This is a genomic window from Gordonia sesuvii, assembly GCF_036350415.1.
Lineage (GTDB): Bacteria > Actinomycetota > Actinomycetes > Mycobacteriales > Mycobacteriaceae > Gordonia > Gordonia sesuvii.
In genome coordinates this window covers 643,398-662,852 of record NZ_JAZDUF010000002.1, presented here as the reverse complement: position 1 = coordinate 662,852, position 19,455 = coordinate 643,398, and the positions used below count along the sequence as shown (strand labels likewise).

At 68.6% G+C, this 19,455-nt stretch carries 19 protein-coding genes; 16 read left to right on the top strand and 3 right to left on the bottom strand.

Annotation, left to right across the window (positions count from 1 at the left end):
- The first annotated feature begins 5 nt into the window (after positions 1-5).
- Entirely contained in the window at positions 6-305 is a 300-nt protein-coding gene (locus tag VZC37_RS09760) for a CD225/dispanin family protein (RefSeq protein ID WP_330432257.1), read from the top strand.
- A gap of 18 nt (positions 306-323) precedes the next feature.
- Here the strand turns inward: VZC37_RS09760 and VZC37_RS09755 are convergent, their stop codons facing one another.
- Entirely contained in the window at positions 324-758 is a 435-nt protein-coding gene (locus VZC37_RS09755; RefSeq protein ID WP_330432256.1) for a ferritin-like domain-containing protein, read from the bottom strand.
- A complete protein-coding gene (locus tag VZC37_RS09750; RefSeq protein ID WP_330432255.1) occupies positions 755-1,291 on the bottom strand; it encodes a hypothetical protein in 537 nt (178 codons plus the stop codon). The genes VZC37_RS09755 and VZC37_RS09750 overlap by 4 nt, the downstream gene beginning before the upstream one ends.
- 166 nt (positions 1,292-1,457) lie before the next feature.
- On the opposite strand from VZC37_RS09750, the gene rimP reads away from it, so the two are divergent.
- The 11 genes from rimP to truB all read left to right on the top strand — a co-directional run bounded on the left by rimP (position 1,458) and on the right by truB (position 12,800).
- Positions 1,458-2,003, top strand: a complete 546-nt coding sequence (gene rimP / locus VZC37_RS09745) for a ribosome maturation factor RimP (RefSeq protein ID WP_330432254.1) — start codon at positions 1,458-1,460, stop codon at positions 2,001-2,003.
- A 97-nt stretch (positions 2,004-2,100) separates the two neighbouring features.
- Entirely contained in the window at positions 2,101-3,138 is a 1,038-nt protein-coding gene (gene nusA, locus VZC37_RS09740; protein ID WP_330432253.1) for a transcription termination factor NusA, read from the top strand.
- Positions 3,139-3,259: 121 nt separating this feature from the next.
- A complete protein-coding gene (locus VZC37_RS09735) occupies positions 3,260-3,541 on the top strand; it encodes a YlxR family protein (RefSeq protein WP_330432252.1) in 282 nt (93 codons plus the stop codon).
- 102 nt (positions 3,542-3,643) lie between these two features.
- Positions 3,644-6,418, top strand: coding sequence for a translation initiation factor IF-2 (gene infB / locus VZC37_RS09730; protein WP_330432251.1), 2,775 nt, complete (start codon positions 3,644-3,646; stop codon positions 6,416-6,418).
- Positions 6,419-6,509: 91 nt separating this feature from the next.
- Entirely contained in the window at positions 6,510-6,971 is a 462-nt protein-coding gene (gene rbfA, locus VZC37_RS09725; RefSeq protein WP_330432250.1) for a 30S ribosome-binding factor RbfA, read from the top strand.
- A complete protein-coding gene (locus VZC37_RS09720) occupies positions 6,968-7,924 on the top strand; it encodes a DHH family phosphoesterase (RefSeq protein WP_330432249.1) in 957 nt (318 codons plus the stop codon). Before rbfA ends, VZC37_RS09720 begins: the two co-directional genes overlap by 4 nt.
- 23 nt (positions 7,925-7,947) lie before the next feature.
- Positions 7,948-9,282: an MATE family efflux transporter gene (locus VZC37_RS09715; RefSeq protein ID WP_330432248.1), complete on the top strand. Its 1,335-nt coding sequence runs from the start codon at positions 7,948-7,950 to the stop codon at positions 9,280-9,282.
- Positions 9,283-9,326: 44 nt separating this feature from the next.
- Positions 9,327-10,088, top strand: a complete 762-nt coding sequence (locus VZC37_RS09710; protein WP_330432247.1) for an esterase/lipase family protein — start codon at positions 9,327-9,329, stop codon at positions 10,086-10,088.
- Positions 10,089-10,234: 146 nt separating this feature from the next.
- The gene (locus tag VZC37_RS09705; protein WP_330432246.1) at positions 10,235-11,215 is read left to right on the top strand and encodes a metallophosphoesterase family protein; all 981 of its coding nucleotides are present in this window, start codon (positions 10,235-10,237) and stop codon (positions 11,213-11,215) included.
- Positions 11,212-11,868, top strand: a complete 657-nt coding sequence (locus tag VZC37_RS09700) for a 4'-phosphopantetheinyl transferase family protein (RefSeq protein ID WP_330432245.1) — start codon at positions 11,212-11,214, stop codon at positions 11,866-11,868. The genes VZC37_RS09705 and VZC37_RS09700 overlap by 4 nt, the downstream gene beginning before the upstream one ends.
- 2 nt (positions 11,869-11,870) lie before the next feature.
- Entirely contained in the window at positions 11,871-12,800 is a 930-nt protein-coding gene (gene truB / locus VZC37_RS09695) for a tRNA pseudouridine(55) synthase TruB (protein ID WP_330432244.1), read from the top strand.
- 30 nt (positions 12,801-12,830) lie between these two features.
- On the opposite strand, the gene VZC37_RS09690 is transcribed toward truB, so the two are convergent.
- Positions 12,831-13,583, bottom strand: a complete 753-nt coding sequence (locus VZC37_RS09690) for a metal-dependent transcriptional regulator (RefSeq protein WP_431309369.1) — start codon at positions 13,581-13,583, stop codon at positions 12,831-12,833.
- A 160-nt stretch (positions 13,584-13,743) separates the two neighbouring features.
- Here VZC37_RS09690 and VZC37_RS09685 point away from each other — a divergent pair, with 160 nt between their 5' ends.
- The 4 genes from VZC37_RS09685 (at position 13,744) to VZC37_RS09670 (ending at position 19,441) form a co-directional block, all read left to right on the top strand.
- Positions 13,744-14,709: a bifunctional riboflavin kinase/FAD synthetase gene (locus tag VZC37_RS09685; RefSeq protein ID WP_330432242.1), complete on the top strand. Its 966-nt coding sequence runs from the start codon at positions 13,744-13,746 to the stop codon at positions 14,707-14,709.
- Positions 14,710-14,876: 167 nt separating this feature from the next.
- Positions 14,877-15,146 carry a 30S ribosomal protein S15 gene (gene rpsO, locus VZC37_RS09680; protein WP_330432241.1) on the top strand — a complete coding sequence of 90 codons (270 nt, stop codon included), beginning with the start codon at positions 14,877-14,879 and terminating at the stop codon, positions 15,144-15,146.
- A gap of 394 nt (positions 15,147-15,540) precedes the next feature.
- Complete coding sequence (locus VZC37_RS09675; protein WP_330432240.1) at positions 15,541-17,838, top strand: polyribonucleotide nucleotidyltransferase; 2,298 nt, start codon at positions 15,541-15,543, stop codon at positions 17,836-17,838.
- A 106-nt stretch (positions 17,839-17,944) separates the two neighbouring features.
- On the top strand, positions 17,945-19,441 hold the full coding sequence (locus tag VZC37_RS09670) for a putative nucleotidyltransferase substrate binding domain-containing protein (RefSeq protein WP_330432239.1): 1,497 nt from the start codon (positions 17,945-17,947) through the stop codon (positions 19,439-19,441).
- Positions 19,442-19,455: the final 14 nt, after the last annotated feature.

The window sequence follows — 19,455 nt, the reverse complement described above, 5'->3', positions numbered from 1 at the left end:
AGCCGATGTATCCCACCCAGCGCCAGACCGATACGCAGCGAGCGGCACACGAGACGATCGCCGCCGAGTGCTCGGACTTGACCATGCCCGCCACCAACGCCGCGTGGGCAGGTGTTGCCCTCGTGTTCTTCTGGCCGTTGGGGATCGCCGCGCTGCACCAATCCTCGCAAGTCACCCCGCTGTGGCTGACCGGTGACCACGAAGCGGCCGAGGAAGCCTCCGAGAAGGCCCGCGCCTACGGCTCCTACGCGCTGGGCCTGTTCGTGTGGACGGCACTCGTGGTCGCCACCATTCTGTGGCCCTGAAGCGGTCCGGCGGCCGGACTATCCGGTCGAACCCGGAAATGCCACGGTGACCGGCGAGTCACGAAGCGCGACACGCCAGTTCGCGGCGCGCACCGATGCCGCGGTGAGCCCGTCGAGTGCCATGCGGCGGATCTCGGGGGTGTCGCCCTGTTCGATGAGCGCACGGTAGGCGACAGTGCAGTCCACTTCGGCCGACAGCAGCGCACGGACCGCGGTGACCGAGTCGTCGATCTCGACCGGCAGGGTGTACCCGGCCGCCGCCTCGGGGACCGTCGCGTCGGCGGAATTCAGGGCATCGACCAGCGCATCTCGCTGTACCCGGTGGGCGGCAACGTATTCGGCGACCGTCGGACGGCGCGCGGCGGACACGAAAGCCGTGGACACCCCGTAGGTGAAGATCGCAGCGTTCTCGGTGTCCACGGCGATAGAGAGCGCGTCGGTGGTCGCGGTCATGCGAGCTGTACCTCCACCATGCTGGTCACGGATGCGCTGATCGCGCCGGCGAGGCCCGCCGGGTACCCACTCAAGGAACCGGTTGCCTGCGCTGACGTCCGGGCGGACTGTCGCAGCAGGTCACGCATCCCGGCGACCGTCGACACCGTCGGTGCGGGTGGGGCAGGTGCACCGGACGGGCCGTTGGGCGCGGACGATCCCGCGGCGGCGCCGGTCGACGCGATCCGGCCCGCGGTCTCCTGGTCCAATCGGGTGATCTCCTCGCGCAACGACTGCGCGTGCTCGCCGCGCTGAGCCGCCACCACACCGAGCGCATTGGCGTACTCGGGTGTCAGCGGGGCGAGGGCAGTGGCAGCGGCCTGATCGGCGAGCGCAGCATCTGCCAGAGGCAGCAGGGCGGCCGCGGTGATCTGCTCGGGCGACGGTCCTCGATCACACGCCGCGACGGCGGAGATCGTGATGGCGCCGGCCGTGGCGGCGAGGCCACCGCGCAGGACCGCCCGCCGGGTGAGGGGTGTGGTCACGCGAGACATGATGCCAGCCACCCACGCCGGCCCGGCAATCGGCGAAGTACCGCGCGGCGGCGCCGGGACGGGATGTCGATGGTCTACAGTGGTCCACTGCGTGCGAGCCGGGGCGGGGCGACTCGAGACGCCGAGTCAACCGAGGACGCCGGACAACTGAAGACGAGGAGCATCCGTGCCGATCACTGCCGAGCAGGTCCACCGGCTCGTCGAACCGCTGGTGTCGGCGCGTGGGTTCGACCTCGAGGATGTCGTCGTCTCCGGACCTGCCGATCGTCCTGAGGTGAGCGTCGTCGTCGATCGCGACGGAGGTGGCGACCTCGACGTGCTCGCCGACCTCAGCAGGGACCTCTCCGACGCTCTCGACGCGGCACCCGACACCGCCGACGCCGTCTTCGTCCTCGAGGTCACCTCGCCCGGGGTGGGCAGACCGCTGACGCGGCCTCGTCATTGGCGCCGCGCCACCGGCCGCAAGGTCGCCGTCGATCACACCGACGATGCGGGCGCTGCGGCCCACCACACGGCCCGGATCGGTCCGATCGACGACGAGTCGGTTGTCCTCGTCATCAACGAGCGCGGTCGTCTGCGCACCGAACGGGTAGCGCTGGACTCGGTGATCAAGGCGGTTGTCGAGGTCGATTTCTCCCGGCCCTCGGTTGCCGAACTCGAGATGTGCGGACTCGACGCCGACGAAATAGCGCTGCGGCGCTCCGCACCCTGACCGACATCGCGCATCGCATTCACAAACGCAGCGGATCTGCGCACAATCGAATCGGACAAATGAATAGGAATCGACAAATGAATAGGAGTCCAGCCAGATGAACATCGACATCAACGCGTTGCGGATGATCGAGGCCGACAAGGGTATCTCCATCGAGACGGTCATCACCGCGATCGAGACCGCCCTGCTGACCGCCTACCGGCACACCGAGGGCTTCGCGCCGCACGCGCGGATCGACGTCAACCGCAAGACCGGTGCGGTGCGAGTGATGGCACAGGAACTCGACGCCAACGGCGACGTCGTCCACGAATGGGACGACACCCCGGAAGGTTTCGGTCGCATCGCGGCCACCACCGCGCGCCAGGTCATCCTGCAACGCCTGCGTGACGCAGAGAACGAGAAGAACTTCGGCGACTTCGTCACCCACGAGGGCGAGATCGTCGGCGGCGTCGTCCAGCAGGATGCCCGTGCCAACGCTCGCGGGATGATCGTCGTCCAGATCGGCAGTGACGCCAACAGTGCCGAAGGGGTGATCCCGCCGGCCGAACAGGTGCCCGGCGAGTCCTATCAGCACGGCGACCGCATCAAGTGCTACGTCGTCGGTGTGTCGCGCGGACCGCGCGGACCCCAGATCACCCTGTCGCGCACCCACCCCAATCTGGTCCGCAAGCTGTTCTCGCTGGAGGTGCCCGAGATCGAGGACGGATCGGTGGAGATCGTCGCGGTCGCCCGTGAGGCCGGTCACCGCTCCAAGATCGCCGTCCACACCGGCGTCAGCGGCCTCAACGCGAAGGGCGCCTGCATTGGTCCGATGGGGCAGCGGGTCCGCAACGTGATGAGCGAGCTGGCCGGCGAGAAGATAGACATCATCGACTTCGACACCGATCCCGGCGCGTTCGTCGGGAATGCACTGTCCCCGGCGAAGGTTGTGTCCGTCGAGGTCATCGATCTGGCCGGCAAGGCCGCGCGGGTCGTGGTGCCCGACTATCAGCTGTCGCTGGCAATCGGCAAAGAAGGGCAGAATGCGCGCCTCGCGGCGCGGCTCACCGGCTGGCGCATCGACATCCGCTCGGACGCCGACCCGACCCCGCCGGCGGCACACGGCGGTCGTCACGGCGCCTCGCATGGCGACTGAGCAGCCGGTTGCTCGGGAACGGACTCAGCGCGCTAGACTGATCGATGGTTCAGCGAAGGCTGCCGACAACATCGAACGAAAGGTCCCACACGACGGCTCAGACCGTCGGGGTCCGGTCCGGATGTGTGTCGGTTGTCGTCAACGTTCCGAGGCCACGGATCTGGTCCGGGTCGCCGTCCGCGAGGACGACGGTCCACCCGAACTCGTGGTCGACGGCACGCGAACCATGCCGGGACGAGGTGCCTGGTTGCACCCGCGGCGGGACTGCGTATCCGCGGCGGTGCGACGCAAGGCGTTCGGCTCGGCACTACGGGTCCCCGGTCTGACCGTGGACCCCGACGACCTCGCCGAAGCGATCGGCGGGATCACCGAAGGAAATGGCCGTAACGGCCGGAACAGGTAGCAGAAGACATGAGCACACCGTGAAGTACCCACGATGAGCGCGTATCGGACGTAAACCGAGGTCGTAGCGGGCAGCCCGCTCGACCTCCAAGTGAGGAGAGCAGTGGCAGGCAAGGCCCGCGTTCATGAACTGGCCAAAGAACTCGGCGTGACGAGCAAACAGGTGCTCGAGCGTCTGAAGGAACAGGGCGAGTTCGTCAAATCCGCGTCGTCGACGGTGGAGGCCCCCGTGGCCCGTCGACTCCGCGAATCATTCCCCCAGTCCTCCGGATCCAAGGACGGCGCCAAGTCGGCGCCGAAGCCCGGTGGCGCCCCCAAGCCCGGCGCGAACGGCGGCGTGAAGCCCGGCCCGGCGGCCCGCCCCGGTCCCAAGCCCGGCGCACCCACCCCGGGTCCATCACCGGCAGCGGCCGCCAACGCGGCGCCGACGCCGACACCCGCCCCGACACCGGCCAAGCCGAAGCCTGCGCCGGCCCCCAAGTCGGAGGCCCCGGCCGCGCAGGACACCGGTGCACCCGCACGGCCGGGTCCGCGTCCCGGACCCAAGCCCGGCCCGCGTGCCCCGCGCGTCGGCAACAACCCCTATTCATCTGCACCCGCGCCCGCTCCGCGGCCGCAGGGCCCCCGCCCCGGACCGGGACAGGGTGGCCCTCGCCCCGGCGGCGGTCGTCCCGGTGCCGGCGGACGTCCCGGACAGGGCGGTCCTCGCCCCGGACCCGGCCAGGGCGGACCCCGCCCGAGCCCCGGCAGCATGCCCCCGAGGCCCAGCCCCGGCGCCATGCCGAGCCGTGCCGCACGCCCTGACGCAGGCCGACCCGGCCGCGGCGGGCCCGGCGGTGGCGGCGGCCGCGGCGGTGGCGGCGGAGGCGGCGGCTTCCGCGGCGGACCCGGCGGAGGCGGCGGCGCGCCCGGCGGCTTCCGCGGACGCCCCGGAGGCGGCGGCGGTCGCGGTCGCGGCGGTGCCGCGGGTGCGTTCGGTCGTCCCGGCGGTGCCCCGCGCAGAGGACGCAAGTCGAAGCGGGCAAAACGCGCCGAGTACGAGAACATGCAGGCTCCGGCCGTCGGTGGCGTTCGGCTGCCGCGCGGCAACGGCGAGACCATCCGTCTCGCCCGTGGTGCCTCGCTGTCCGACTTCGCCGACAAGATCGACGCCAACCCGGCATCGCTGGTCCAGGCGTTGTTCAACCTCGGCGAGATGGTCACGGCAACCGAGTCGGTCAACGACGAGACGCTGGAGCTGCTCGGCTCCGAGATGAACTACACCGTCCAGGTCGTCAGCCCGGAGGACGAGGATCGCGAGCTCCTGGAGAGCTTCGACCTGTCCTACGGCGAGGACGAGGGCGGCGAAGAGGATCTCGAGCAGCGGCCGCCGGTGGTCACCGTCATGGGTCACGTCGACCACGGCAAGACCCGACTGCTCGACACCGTGCGCAAGGCCAACGTCCGCGAGGCGGAGGCCGGTGGCATCACCCAGCACATCGGTGCCTACCAGGTGAACACCCACCTCAACGGGGACGATCGTCTGATCACCTTCATCGACACCCCGGGTCACGAGGCGTTCACCGCCATGCGTGCCCGTGGTGCCAAGGCCACCGACATCGCGATCCTCGTGGTCGCGGCCGACGACGGCGTCATGCCGCAGACGGTGGAGGCGGTCAACCACGCGCAGGCGGCCGATGTGCCGATCGTGGTGGCGGTCAACAAGATCGACAAGGAAGGCGCCGACCCGGCGAAGATCCGTGGTCAGCTCACCGAGTACGGCCTGATCCCGGAGGAGTACGGCGGCGAGACGATGTTCGTCGACATCTCCGCCAAGCAGGGCGACAACATCGATGCGTTGCTGGAAGCGGTCCTGCTGACCGCGGACGCCTCGCTGGATCTGCGCGCCAACCCCGACATGGACGCCCAGGGCGTCGCGATCGAGGCACACCTCGACCGTGGTCGCGGACCGGTGGCGACCGTGCTCGTGCAGCGCGGCACGCTCAAGGTCGGCGACTCGATCGTCGCGGGCGACGCCTACGGACGTGTCCGACGCATGGTCGACGAGCACGGCGACGACGTGGCCGAGGCGCTCCCGTCGCGTCCGGTCCAGGTCATCGGCTTCACGTCGGTGCCCGGCGCGGGTGACAACCTGCTCGTCGTCGAAGAGGACCGCACCGCCCGGCAGATCGCCGACCGGCGCAATGCGCGTAAGCGCAACGCGCTCGCCGCGCGCAGCCGCAAGCGGATCAGTCTGGAAGATCTGGATTCGGCGCTCAAGGAGACCAGCCAGCTCAACCTGATCCTCAAGGGCGACAACTCGGGTACCGTCGAGGCGCTCGAAGAGGCTCTGCTGGGTATCGACATGGGCGACGAGGTCTCGCTGCGGGTCATCGACCGCGGTGTCGGTGGTGTCACCGAGACCAACGTCAACCTCGCGGCGGCGTCGGACGCGATCATCATCGGGTTCAACGTGCGCGCGGAGGGCAAGGCCACCGAGCTGGCCAACCGCGAGGGCGTCGACATCCGGTACTACTCGGTGATCTACCAGGCCATCGACGAGATCGAGAGCGCGCTCAAGGGCATGCTCAAGCCGGTCTACGAAGAGGTCGAGCTCGGCCGCGCCGAGATCCGGGCCATCTTCAAGTCGTCGAAGGTCGGCAACATCGCCGGCTGTCTGGTCCAGTCGGGCATCATGCGCCGCAACGCCAAGGCCCGCCTGCTCCGCGACAACGTCGTGGTCGCCGAGAACCTGACGATCTCGTCGCTGCGTCGCGAGAAGGACGACGTGACCGAGGTGCGCGAAGGCTACGAATGTGGTCTCACGCTGACCTACAGCGACATCAAGGTCGACGACGTCATCGAGACCTACGAGTTGCAGGAGAAGGCGCGGGACTGACCTGCCGCACACACGATCTCCCCTTCGGTCTCCGCACCACTACGCGTGCGGAGACCGAAGGGGAGTAGTTTTCCAGTGGAAAGGATCGAAGATGGCTGATTCGGCACGAGCTGCGCGCCTGGCGAAACGGATCTCCTCGATCGTCGCGTCGGCGATCGGCACCGAGATCAAGGATCCACGTCTGGCCTTCGTCACCATCACCGACGCCCGGGTGACCAACGATCTCCACGACGCGACGGTGTTCTACACAGTCATGGGCGAATCCATTGACGCCGAACCCGACTACGAGGCGGCCGCGGCCGGCTTGGCCAAGGCGACCGGCATCCTGCGGTCGAAGGTGGGAGCGGGCACCGGGGTGCGGTTCACCCCGACGCTGACCTTCGTGCTCGACACCGTGCCTGACGCGGCCCGGCACATGGAGGAACTCGTCGCCCGCGCCCGTGCGAACGACGAGCTCGTCGCCCGGCAGGCCGCCGGCGCGTCACCGGCCGGCGAGGCCGATCCCTACCGCCGCGACGACGAAGACGCCGACGACAGCGGTTCGCAGGAGTGACCGCCTCGACCAGCACGGCAGTGGCCCGCGCACTGACCGGCGTCCCCGCCGTGACAATCCTCTGCCATGTCCGCCCGGACGCGGACACCATCGGCAGCGGACTGGCGCTGGGACTCGCGTTGGACCGGCTCGGCACCGAGGTGGAGGTGGCGTTCCCCGCGACGGTGTCGCTGCCGACCGTGCTCGGCGACCTGCCGGGCAGCAAGTTGCTGGTCCCCGCCGCCGAGGTGGTCGGCCATGCCGTGGTGGTGTCGGTCGATGCGGCCAGCCTGGGGCGGTTGAACGAACTCGCGCCGGTGTTGTCCGCGGCGCAGCATTCGGTGGCGATCGACCACCACGCCTCCAACGAGGGCTTCGCGGAACTCGATCTGATCGACGCGGGCGCCGACTGCACCGCCGTCCTCGTGCTCTCGGTGCTCGACGAGATGGGCGTGGAGATCGACGACGAGATCGCGACATGTCTGTACGCGGGGCTCGTCACCGACACCGGCTCGTTCAAGTGGGCGCGCCCCGAGTCGTTCCGCATCGCGGCGCGCCTCATTGAGGCCGGCGTCGACGGACGGGCGTGGAGCCGCGCACTTCTCGACACCCACCCGTTCGCCTGGTTCTCCATGGTCGCCCAGGTGCTCGCCGGGGCCCGCCTGCTGCCGGAGGCGTGCAGCGGTGAGGGCTGCGTGTACGCCGTCGTCGGCCACGAGATCCTCTCCGCGATGAGCTGGGAGGAATCCGAGAGCGTCATCGACATCGTGCGGACCGCGAACGAGGCCGAGGTCGCCGCCGTCCTCAAGGAAACCGCCCCCGGGGAGTGGACGGTGTCGCTGCGATCCAAACACAGCGTCGACCTCGTCCCGATCGCCGCCGCCCACGGCGGTGGCGGCCATCGGCACGCATCGGGCTACAGCGACACGGGAACCGTCGACGACGTCATCGCGCGGTTGGTGGAGTCGCTCTGAGCGAGTCGGACTCGGCGCCACCGGTGGTGAGTGGTCGCCGGATCGCCGTGCTCACGGTGTCGGCGCTTGCGGTGCTCATCGCGCCGCCGCTGTACCTGTTGCTCGACCTCGCCGTCGTCGGACGGCTCGGCGGCAACGAATTGGCCGCCCTCGGCGTCGGCACCCTCGTGTTGTCGGTCATCTCCACCCAGCTCACCTTCCTGTCCTACGGCACCACGGCCCGGACCGCACGCAAATACGGCGCCGGTGATCGTTCCGGTGCGGTCTCCGAAGGCGTTCAGGCGAGTTGGATCGCCATCGCGGTCGGTGTGCTGCTGGTGGCCGTGATGTACCCGCTCGCCCCGACCGTGATGCGGCTGCTGGTCGGGACGTCTTCGCCGGGGGCCGAACAGGTCGTCGACGACGCCGCCGGATGGCTGCGCATCGCGATGTTCGGGGTCCCCCTGATCCTGCTGTCGATGGCGGGGAACGGATGGATGCGCGGCGTCCAGGACACCCGTCGGCCGGTGGTCTACGTCGTCGTCGGATTGTCGGTGGCGGCGGTGCTGGTGATCGGCCTGACCCACGGGGTGGCCGGGTTCCCGAGGTTGGGGCTGCCCGGCAGTGCCTTCGCGAATCTGGTCGGGCAGGGGCTCACCGGTCTGCTGTTTCTGATCCGTGTCGTCCGCGAGGTGCGTCGCTCGTCGTCGCCGCGCATCGCCCCCGATCCCGTGGTGATCCGGGCGCAGTTGGTGATGGCACGCGATCTGGTGCTGCGCAGCCTCTCGTTCCAGGTGTGCTTCCTGTCCGCGGCGGCGGTGGCCGCGCGGTTCGGCGTCGCCGCAGTCGCCGCACATCAGGTGGTGCTGCAGTTGTGGGAGTTCATGTCGCTGTTCCTCGACTCTCTCGCCATCGCCGCGCAGTCACTGGTCGGCGCCGCCCTCGGTGCCAGGGCCGTCGATTCGGCCATGGGGATCGCGCGGCGGGTCACGGTGGTGTCGCTCGCGGCCGCCGGCGTGGCGGCCGGGGTCTTCGCCGCCGGTGGGGCGCTGATCCCGAAGCTCTTCACCTCAGACCCGGAGATCCTCGATGCGATCTCGGTTCCGTGGTGGTACTTCGTCGCGATGCTGCCGATCGCCGGTGTGGTGTTCGCGCTCGACGGGGTGCTGCTCGGAGCGGGCGACGCGCGCTTCCTGCGTACCGCCACGCTCGCTGCGGCGCTCGGTGGCTTCCTGCCGCTGATCTGGTTGTCGCTCGTATTCGACTGGGGACTCGCCGGTATCTGGACAGGACTCGTCGTGTTCATGGTGTTGCGGCTGATCGCGGTAGCGACACGGGTGCGCTCGGGTCACTGGCGGCGGACCGGAGTGGCGATCTGACCCGCGAGTAAGTTCACTGACGAACTTGGGGTACCCTTACCGCCATGCCACTTCGGAAACTGAGAACTCTCATAGCGCTGACCTGCGGCGCACTGGCGACGGCGGGGATCGCGGCGGTGGCCGCCCCGGCTGACGCGGCACCCTCCACCACACGTGCCCTGATCATCCCCGGGCAGTACTTCGGGGAGGTGCCGTACGTCCCCATGGCCGACAACCTCACATCACGCGGGTACCCGTCCAAGGCACTCAACCTGTTCGGGTTCGACGTGAAAGAGGACGCGGCGGTGATCTCCGCCGAGGTCGACCGCATCAAGCGCGAGCACCCGAACGACCGCGTCGCGCTCGTCGGACACAGCATCGGCGGGGTCAGCGCGCGCTACTACCTCAAGGAGATGGGCGGCACCGAGAAGGTCGACACCTACCTCGCCTTCGGCAGTCCGCAGTACGGATCGCCCGGCGCCTGCGGCCAGCAGGCCGGCCCGGAGGTGTGCCCGGGTACCCCGTTCATGAAGCAGCTCAATGCCGGCGACGACACCCCCGGTGACACCGAGTACTACGGCGTGCGCAGCGCCCGTGAATGGGTCGACGGTCACCTCGACGGCGGACAGTGCCGCGTCACGCCGATCCCGGCGAACGAATCGCTGCCGGCACTGGGCCTCGAGCACACCTTCGAGTCGTTCGACCCGAAGATCTGGGATGTGACCGTGGCCGCGTTCCAGGGACGTTGTGCCGGTGAGTTCGTCACCGAACCCGACGGCGTGCTGACCTACGAGAAGTCGGCGCTGCCGGGAGCGCCCGGCCGCTGACCGCTCGACCGCACCAAACCCCATCTCGACGAATCCACCTCGGCCTCGACCGAGGTGGATTCGTCGTCTACGGATCGGGCTGCGCCGCCGGCGTCAGTGCCCGGGCGGGTCGGCGGTGACCGCGCCCACATCGTTAGGGTGGTGACATGGCGACCTTGTGGGCGATCAGCGACCTTCACGTCGCCCATCGGGGCAACGAACACATCGTCGACCAGATACGGCCGCAGAGCAGCGAGGACTGGCTGATCGTCGCCGGGGACGTCGCCGAACGCACCGACGACATCATCGACACGCTGCGCCGCCTGCGGGCACGGTTCCACACGGTCGTCTGGGTGCCGGGCAACCATGAGCTGTACACCACCGCCAAAGATCCGTTGCAGATCTTCGGTGTCGCCCGCTACGACTACCTGGTGCAGGCCTGTCGCGACATCGGTGTGGTCACACCGGAGGACATCTACCCACTGTTCGATCCCGGTGACGGGTCACCGGCCGCACGCGTGGTGCCGATGTTCCTCTTGTACGACTACACATTCCGGCCCGAAGGCACCACGACGACGCTGACCGCGCTCGCGTTGGCGCGTGAACGCAACGTCGTCGCCACCGACGAGTTCCTGTTGTCGCCGGAACCGTATCCGACCCGCGACGCCTGGGGACGGGCCCGCATCGAGGCGACCCGCCGACGGTTGGACGCGCTCGACCCGTCCGAGCCGACCGTGCTGATCAACCACTGGCCGTTGCGGCGCGAACCGACCGATGCCCTGATGTATCCGGAGTTCGCGCTGTGGTGCGGCAGCGAACTCACCGCCGACTGGCACACCCGATACAACGCCGCATGCTGCGTGTACGGCCACCTGCACATCCCCCGCACCACCTGGTATGACGACGTGCGCTTCGAAGAGGTGTCGGTGGGCTACCCGCGCGAATGGAAGCGTCGCGGTCTGCCGGAACCGTTGCTACGACCCATCATTCCCGATCCTGGGCTCACCGAGGCCGACCTCCCGGGCCACGGGGCGCGTTTCGAACTCCCGCCGGATTACGAACGCCGGGCTGCGGAGTTCGCGCGGCGGATCGCCGAGCGCCGTGAGCGGAGGGCGTCCCGCTCGAGAAACCGGGAAGGCGATCGATGATCGAACAACTCGTGCCGAACGGTGTCGCCGCGGCCGAGGCCTTCACCGACCCGCCGGGTATCGAGCCGATGCCGGCCGAACGGTCACTCATCGAGCGGGCAGTGGACAAGCGCCGCCGCGAGTTCACCACGGCCCGGCACTGTGCCCGGCAGGCCATGGGGGAGTTGGGAATCGATCCCGCGCCCATCCTGCGGGGTGAGCGGGGGATGCCGCTGTGGCCGGACCGGGTGGTCGGCAGCCTCACCCACTGCGACGGCTACCGGGCGGCCGTCGTCGCCTATGCGCTGCAGGTGCGGTCGCTGGGTATCGACGCCGAACCGCATGACCGACTGCCCGACGGGGTCCTGGAGCACACCAGCCTCGCCGAAGAACGCGACGTGCTCGCCACCCGCGGCACCGACCTGCACTGGGACCGGCTGCTGTTCTGCGCCAAGGAGGCGACCTACAAGGCGTGGTTCCCGCTCACCCAACGGTGGCTGGGGTTCGAGGACGCACACATCACGTTCGAGCAGGCCTCGGAACGGGGCGGCACGTTCACGTCGCGGATTCTCATCGACGGATCCGTCGTCGACGGTGGAGCGCCACTGGCCGAACTGCGTGGGCGGTGGCTGATCGACCGGGGCCTGATCACGACGACGATCGCGCTGGTCTGACCATGGCCGACGCCTCGATCGAGAACGCCGGATTGGTCATCGTCGACAAAGACGCCGGGATGACCAGCCACGACGTCGTGTCCAGATGCCGAAAGATGTTCGACACCAGGCGGGTCGGGCATGCCGGGACCCTGGACCCGATGGCCACCGGAGTGCTCGTGGTCGGGATCGAACGGGCGACCAAATTGCTCGGTTTGCTGTCGCTGACCACCAAGTCGTACAGCGCGACGATTCGCCTCGGTGCGGCCACCGACACCGACGACCGCGAGGGCGAGATCGTGTCGCGTACCAACGCCCGGCACCTCGACGACGCCCGGATCGCAGCGGAGATCACCGCATTGACCGGGGACATCGACCAGGTTCCCGCGCGGGTCAGTGCGATCAAGGTCGACGGCCGACGGGCGCACGCCCTGGCGCGCACCGGCGCCGAGTTCGATCTCCAGGCGCGGCCGGTGACGGTGAGTCGCTTCGACGTCATCGAGATCCGGCGAATCGACGACGGTGAGGGTGATGGCGTCGAGGGCGGTGGTTTCGTCGATGTCGACGTCGAGGTGGACTGTTCGGCCGGCACCTACATCCGTTCCCTCGCCCGCGACCTCGGTGCCGCCCTCGGCGTCGGCGGGCACCTGACGATGCTGCGGCGCACCGCGGTCGGCCCGTTCACTCTCGACCACGCCCGCACCCTGGACACGTTGCGCGAGCGACCGCAACTGTCGCTGACCATCGACGAGGCGGCGAAGCTGTCGTTCCCGCATCGCGACATCGACGCCGACGAGGCCGAGTCGATCAGCCAGGGTCGATGGTTGACGCCGGTGGGCCGCAAGGAGACCTACGTCGTCATCGATCCGGCCGGGCAGGCGATCGCGCTGGTGCAGGAGAAGGGCAGGCGCGCGAGCTCGGTGATGGTGGTCAGGCCGGCGACACTGCGCTGAGCCGCCCGACCCTTTGGGGGGCTTCGTACGTCAGGGAGCCGGAACGAGGAAGATCGCACGGGCGGCTATGTCGCCGAGGTCGATCTGGTCGCTGCCGTCGACGGAGATCGAGATCGTGCCGGCGAACGGTCGCTTCTCAACCACCGTGACGACACGGTCGAGGGCCACGCCGACCTCGTCGAAGTACCGCAGCATCTCCGGGTCGTCGTCGGAAATCCTTGCCACCGTCCCGGATTCGTCCACATCGAGATCCGAGAGGAGCTTCGCGTCGGGGCTCGGAACCGAACCGTCGAGGGCGGGGATCGGATCGCCGTGCGGATCCCGGCTCGGGAAGCCGAGTTTCGCGTCGAGACGCGACATCAACCGATCCGACACCGCGTGTTCGAGCACCTCGGCCTCGTCGTGCACCTCATCCCAGCCGTAGCCGAGTTCCCGCACCAGGAAGGTCTCGAGCAGTCGGTGGCGGCGCACCATGAGCACCGCGGCGGCCTGGCCTTCGTCGGTGAGGGTGACCGACCCGTAGCGCTCGTGTGCCACCAGGCCTTGATCGGCGAGCTTGCGGATGGCCTCCGAGGCGGTCGAGGCCGAGACCCCCAGCCGCTCGGCGAGCATCTTGGTGGTGACCTTGACGTCGGCCCATTCCTGCAGGGTCCAGATCACCTTCAGGTAGTCCTGCGTCACGCTGGACAGCTCGGTCACCGGACGGTCGGGGGAAGAGGACGAAGCGCCGCCGTTTCCCCCAGCTTCGGGCCCGCCGGATCGGGCCGTACGCGACTGGGGCATTCTTCGAGCTTAGGACGTGCCCGATCGCAGAGCGACACGAGTCGCCGCGTGTTCGGCAGTTGTATGTCTGTTCAACGATGGTCGAAGCGTCTGAAACACGCTGTTCAACACCGGCGGCCGGATGTGGTCTGTTCGGGGGGCGCGCCGTAGGCTGGTGCGCGTGTTGCGTTGGCGAGGTCTCGACGACATCCCCGCGGACTGGGGCAGATGCGTGGTCACGATCGGTGTGTTCGACGGCGCGCATCGCGGGCATGCCCAGCTGATCCATGCCGCGACGACGGCCGCCAAGGAGCGCGGCGTTCCCGCGGTCCTGATGACGTTCGATCCGCACCCGGCCGAGGTGGTCCGTCCCGGCACCCATCCGCCGCAGCTGACGACCCTGACCCGCCGGGCCGAACTCGCCGAGCAACTCGGCATCGACGTGTTCTGCGTGATGCCGTTCACGCCGGAACTCGCCTCGCGCTCACCCAAGGACTTCGCCCACGACATCCTGGTCGAGTCGTTGCACGCCGCCGACGTCGTCGTCGGCGACAACTTCACCTTCGGGAAGAAGGCGGCCGGCGATGTCGCCAAGCTCGCCGACCTCGGCCGCAAGTTCGGGTTCGAGGTCCAGGCCGTCTCGCTGTTCGGCGAGCATGCGGTCACATTCTCCTCCACCTACATCCGATCGTGTGTCGCCGCCGGTGACGTCGAGGCCGCGGCCGAGGCGCTGGGTCGGCCGCACCGAGTGGAGGGTGTGGTGGTTCGTGGTGACGGTCGCGGTCGGGAACTGGGCTATCCGACGGCCAACGTCGCCCCGCCCATGTACGCCGCGATCCCCGCGGACGGCGTGTACGCCGCGTGGTTCTCGGTTCTCGGTGCCGGCCCGGTCGTCGGCCAGGTGGAGCCGGGGGAGCGGTATCAGGCCGCGGTGTCGGTGGGAACCAACCCCACCTTCTCCGGGCGCACCCGCACCGTGGAGGCTTTCGTCCTCGACACGAGTGCCGACCTCTACGGTCAGCACGTCGCGATCGACTTCGTCGGCCGGATCCGGGGAATGGTGAACTACCCCGACGTGGCGGACCTGATCACCGCCATCGCCGGCGACGTCGAGGAGACCCGACGCCTGCTGGCCGCGACCGGATGACGATCTCGACCAAAATGACCACCGCCGATTTGGCCGGTGCCTGTTTCCGCTGGTAAATTCGACCGCTGGTGTTGCTGCGGTCCGCGGTGGCACACCATCCGTTCCGGCGTCCGGGTGGACGTCGACGGCACACGACGAACGCGGGACTGAGAAACAGGAGTATCTCCATGGCACTGACTGCCGCTGAGAAGAAGGACATCCTCACCGAATACGGGCTGCACGAGACCGACACCGGTTCGCCCGAGGCGCAGGTCGCGCTGCTGACCAAGCGCATCACCGATCTGACCGAGCACCTCAAGACGCACAAGCACGATCACCACAGCCGTCGCGGACTGCTGCTGCTGGTCGGCCGCCGTCGCCGTCTGCTCAAGTACGTCGCGAAGGTCGACATCAACCGCTACCGCTCGCTGATCGAGCGCCTCGGTCTGCGTCGCTGATTTCCGAAACTCACCCACGGCCGTCCCCGCTACTGCGGGGGCGGCCGTGTCGTTCTTGCTGGTCGGTCCGCAATGATAGGCTGGCTGGTGTTCGTTGCCGTGAAAGTCCTGCTGGACGTGACAAACGAGCAGATCGGTCCTCGGTAGTGGCCGCCGGAACCCGGCAACGGATTCAGGTTCCGGCCGCTTCGATCGAAGGCCGTCTGCGCACGAACCCGGCGCGCACCCGACGGTGCGCCCGCACAACCGGCATTTCTCTCATGGCTCCGTTCTGGGTCGGCTCCGCGTTCGCGCGGTCGCCGCGCATTGTGGTGCGCTCCGACACGAGTCGATCCGAATCGACAATCCGGCCGCCGAGACGCGGCGGCCGACACGAAGGGACCTTTCCAACCACATGACCGATGTGACCAACCCCGACGTCGACACCGACGCCGACTACGACGACGCGATCACCGAAGCCACCGCCGTCATCGACAACGGCAGCTTCGGCACCCGCACCATCCGTTTCGAGACCGGCCGGCTCGCACTGCAGGCCGCCGGTTCCGTCACCGCCTACCTCGACGACGAGACCATGCTGCTCTCGACGACCGCAGCGTCCAAGCAGCCGAAGGAGCACTTCGACTTCTTCCCGCTGACCGTCGACGTCGAGGAGCGCATGTACGCCGCGGGACGCATCCCCGGCTCCTTCTTCCGTCGCGAGGGACGTCCGTCGACCGACGCCATCCTGACCTGCCGCCTCATCGACCGCCCGCTGCGTCCGTCGTTCGTCGACGGTCTGCGCAACGAGATCCAGGTCGTCGTGACGGTCATGTCGCTCGACCCCAAGGACCTCTACGACGTCGTCGCGATCAACGCGGCATCGGCGTCCACCCAGCTCGCCGGGCTGCCGTTCTCCGGACCCGTCGGCGCTGTGCGCGTGGCGCTCGTCCCGACCGAGGAGAACAAGGCCGGCCAGTGGGTCGCGTTCCCGACCGTCGAGCAGCTCGAAGGCGCCGTCTTCGACATGGTCGTTGCCGGTCGGATCGTCGCTGGTGAAGGAGACAGCGCCGACGTCGCGATCATGATGGTCGAGGCGGAGGCCACCGAGAACGTCATCGACATCATCGCCGGCGGGGCGCAGGCCCCGACCGAGGCGATCGTCGCCGAGGGCCTCGAAGCCGCCAAGCCGTTCATCGCCCGCCTCTGCGAGGCACAGAAGTCGCTCGCCGCGGCCGCTGCCAAGGAGACCGGCGAGTTCCCGCTGTTCCCGCCGTACGCGCAGGACGCCTATGACGCCGTCGCCGGTGCCGCCACCGATCGGCTCTCGCAGATCCTGACGATCGCGGGCAAGCAGGAGCGCGACGACAAGACCGACGAGCTCAAGGCCGACATCCTCGCCCAGCTCGGCGAGCAGTTCGAGGGCCGCGAGAAGGAGATCGGCGCGGCCTACCGGTCGCTGACCAAGAAGCTGGTGCGCCAGCGCATCCTGACCGACCACTTCCGTATCGACGGCCGTGGCATCACCGACATCCGGTCGCTGTCGGCCGAGGTCGCCGTGATCCCGCGCGCCCACGGCAGCTCGCTGTTCGAGCGCGGCGAGACCCAGATCATGGGTGTCACCACCCTCGACATGGTCAAGATGGCGCAGCAGATCGACTCGCTCGGACCCGAGACGTCCAAGCGGTACATGCACCACTACAACTTCCCGCCGTATTCGACCGGTGAGACCGGACGAGTCGGTTCGCCGAAGCGTCGCGAGATCGGCCACGGTGCGCTCGCCGAGCGTGCTCTGGTGCCGGTGATCCCGAGTGTCGAGGAGTTCCCGTACGCGATCCGTCAGGTGTCGGAGGCGTTGGGCTCCAACGGTTCCACCTCGATGGGTTCGGTGTGCGCGTCGACCATGGCACTGCTCAACGCCGGGGTCCCGCTCAAGGCCCCGGTCGCCGGTATCGCGATGGGTCTGGTGTCCGACAACGTCGACGGCGAGACCCGCTACGTCGCGCTCACCGACATCCTCGGTGCCGAGGATGCCTTCGGCGACATGGACTTCAAGGTCGCCGGCACGAAGGACTTCGTGACCGCGCTGCAGCTCGACACCAAGCTCGACGGCATCCCCTCGCAGGTGCTCGCGGGTGCGCTCAGCCAGGCCAAGGACGCCCGGCTGACGATCCTCGATGTCATGGCCGAGGCCATCGACGAGCCGGACGAGATGAGCCCGTACGCGCCGCGTGTCACCTCGATCAAGGTGCCCGTGGACAAGATCGGCGAGGTCATCGGCCCCAAGGGCAAGACCATCAATGGCATCACCGAGGAGACCGGCGCCAACATCTCCATCGAGGACGATGGCACGGTGTTCGTCGGCGCCACCGACGGCCCGTCGGCGCAGGCGGCGATCGACCGCATCAACGCGATCGCCAACCCGCAGCTGCCCAAGGTCGGCGAGCGGTTCCTGGGCACGGTCGTCAAGACCACCGCGTTCGGTGCGTTCGTGTCGCTGCTGCCGGGACGTGATGGGCTGGTGCACATCTCGAAGCTCGGTAAGGGAAAGCGGATCAACAAGGTCGAGGATGTGGTGAACGTCGGCAGCAAGCTGCGCGTCGAGATCGCCGACATCGACGACCGCGGCAAGATCAGCCTCGTGCCGGTCGACGAGGAGGCCGCAGGCGATGCCCCGGCCGACGCCAAGGCCGAGGCAGCCACCGCTGACGCCTGATCGTTGAACGCCAACATGGCCCGCCACCCCGAATCGGGTGGCGGGCCATGCTCGTCAGGGGCCTATCGGTCCGGATGGCGTTCCCGCCCGCTGCCGAAGGAGTGCCGTGACTGATTCCGACCGTGAACCCGCTGGTCGGTCCGAGAAACTCACCGTCGCCCGCCGTCGTGACCGGGCGGGGGTCGGCCGCGGCATCGTCGGCGATCTCCTCGTCACCCGACCGTTGATGGGGACGGCGACGATGACGGTGCGCGAGGCCGCGGCCCAGATGACCGACCGCGGTCAGGAACACATGGTGATCCCGTTGTCCGACAGGGGATACGGAGTGCTCACCGACGCCGACATCCGGTCCGGCGTGGTGGCCGCCGGGCGCGGGCCCGACATGACCGTCGACGAACTGGTCAGGGTTCCGGTGCCCGTGGTGCACCGCGACACCGCAGCGATCGACGCGCTCACCGAACTGCTCGACCACGATCTCACGGCGATGCCGGTGGTGGACGGGGACGGCGCGGTGATCGGGGTGGTGGCCGCGGTCGACTTCATCGCCGCGCCGTCGGGTCCGGGAATGTCGTTGCGGGCGCAGGTGTCCCGCGCGGGTAGCGTCGATGACCTGCAGTCCAGTGCGCGCCGGGTCCCTTACCTCGTCGCCGACATGCTCCGCCGAGAACAGCCGGTGCATGAGATCACCGCGGTGGCCTCTCTGATTCACGACGCCGTGGTCAGGCGTGCACTGGATCTGGTGTTCGACGCTCATCCCGACCTCGACCGCGCCGCAGTGACGTGGTTGTCGCTCGGCAGCAACGCCCGGCGGGAGCCGGTTCTCACCTCCGACATCGATTCCGCCGTCACGCTCGACGACGATCTCACCGAGGGGCAGATCGCCGACTATCGCACTGCTCTCGGCGAGGTCAACGAGGTGCTCTCGGGCGCCGGACTGCCGATTGACGAGAACGGCGCGATCGCCGCCAAGCCGCTGTTCGCCAGGACCCACACCCAGTGGCGCAGCGCCGCGCAGGGTTGGCTGGCGGATCCGCTGGAGAACAAGGGGTTGATCTTCACGTCGCTGCTCCTCGACGCCCGGCCGATCTGGGGCGATCCGAGTCGTAGCGCCGGCGGTGAGGTGTTCGGCGAACTCCGACATCACTCGTCGACGATGGGTTTGCTGCTGGCAGAGGCTCTGTCGTACAAGGCGCGGCTCCGGTCGATGCGCGACGTACTCACTCGACGCGCCGACACCTTCGAGATCAAGGCGCACGGCCTGACGCCGGTGGTGAACATCGCGCGATGGGCGGCTCTCGGCGTCGGCTCCCACGCGCTCGACACCAGGTCGCGCCTACGTGCCGCGGCGGGCAGCCCGATGTTGAGTGAGGCCAAGGCCGCCGACCTCGTCGAGGTGTTCGACGTGCTCCAGCGCGTACGCCTGACGTATCAGGTCGCTCAGTTCGATCGTGGGGAGCCCGTCGGCGATGTCCTGGACATGAAGCGACTCTCGCCCCTTGACCGCAGTCTGGTGGCACAGGCGGTTCGGGAGATCGCCGGGGTGCAGCGGACGATGTCGAACATGAGCCAGTTCCTGCCGGCAGGTGAGACGGTGACCGAGTAGCGACTCCCGTTGTT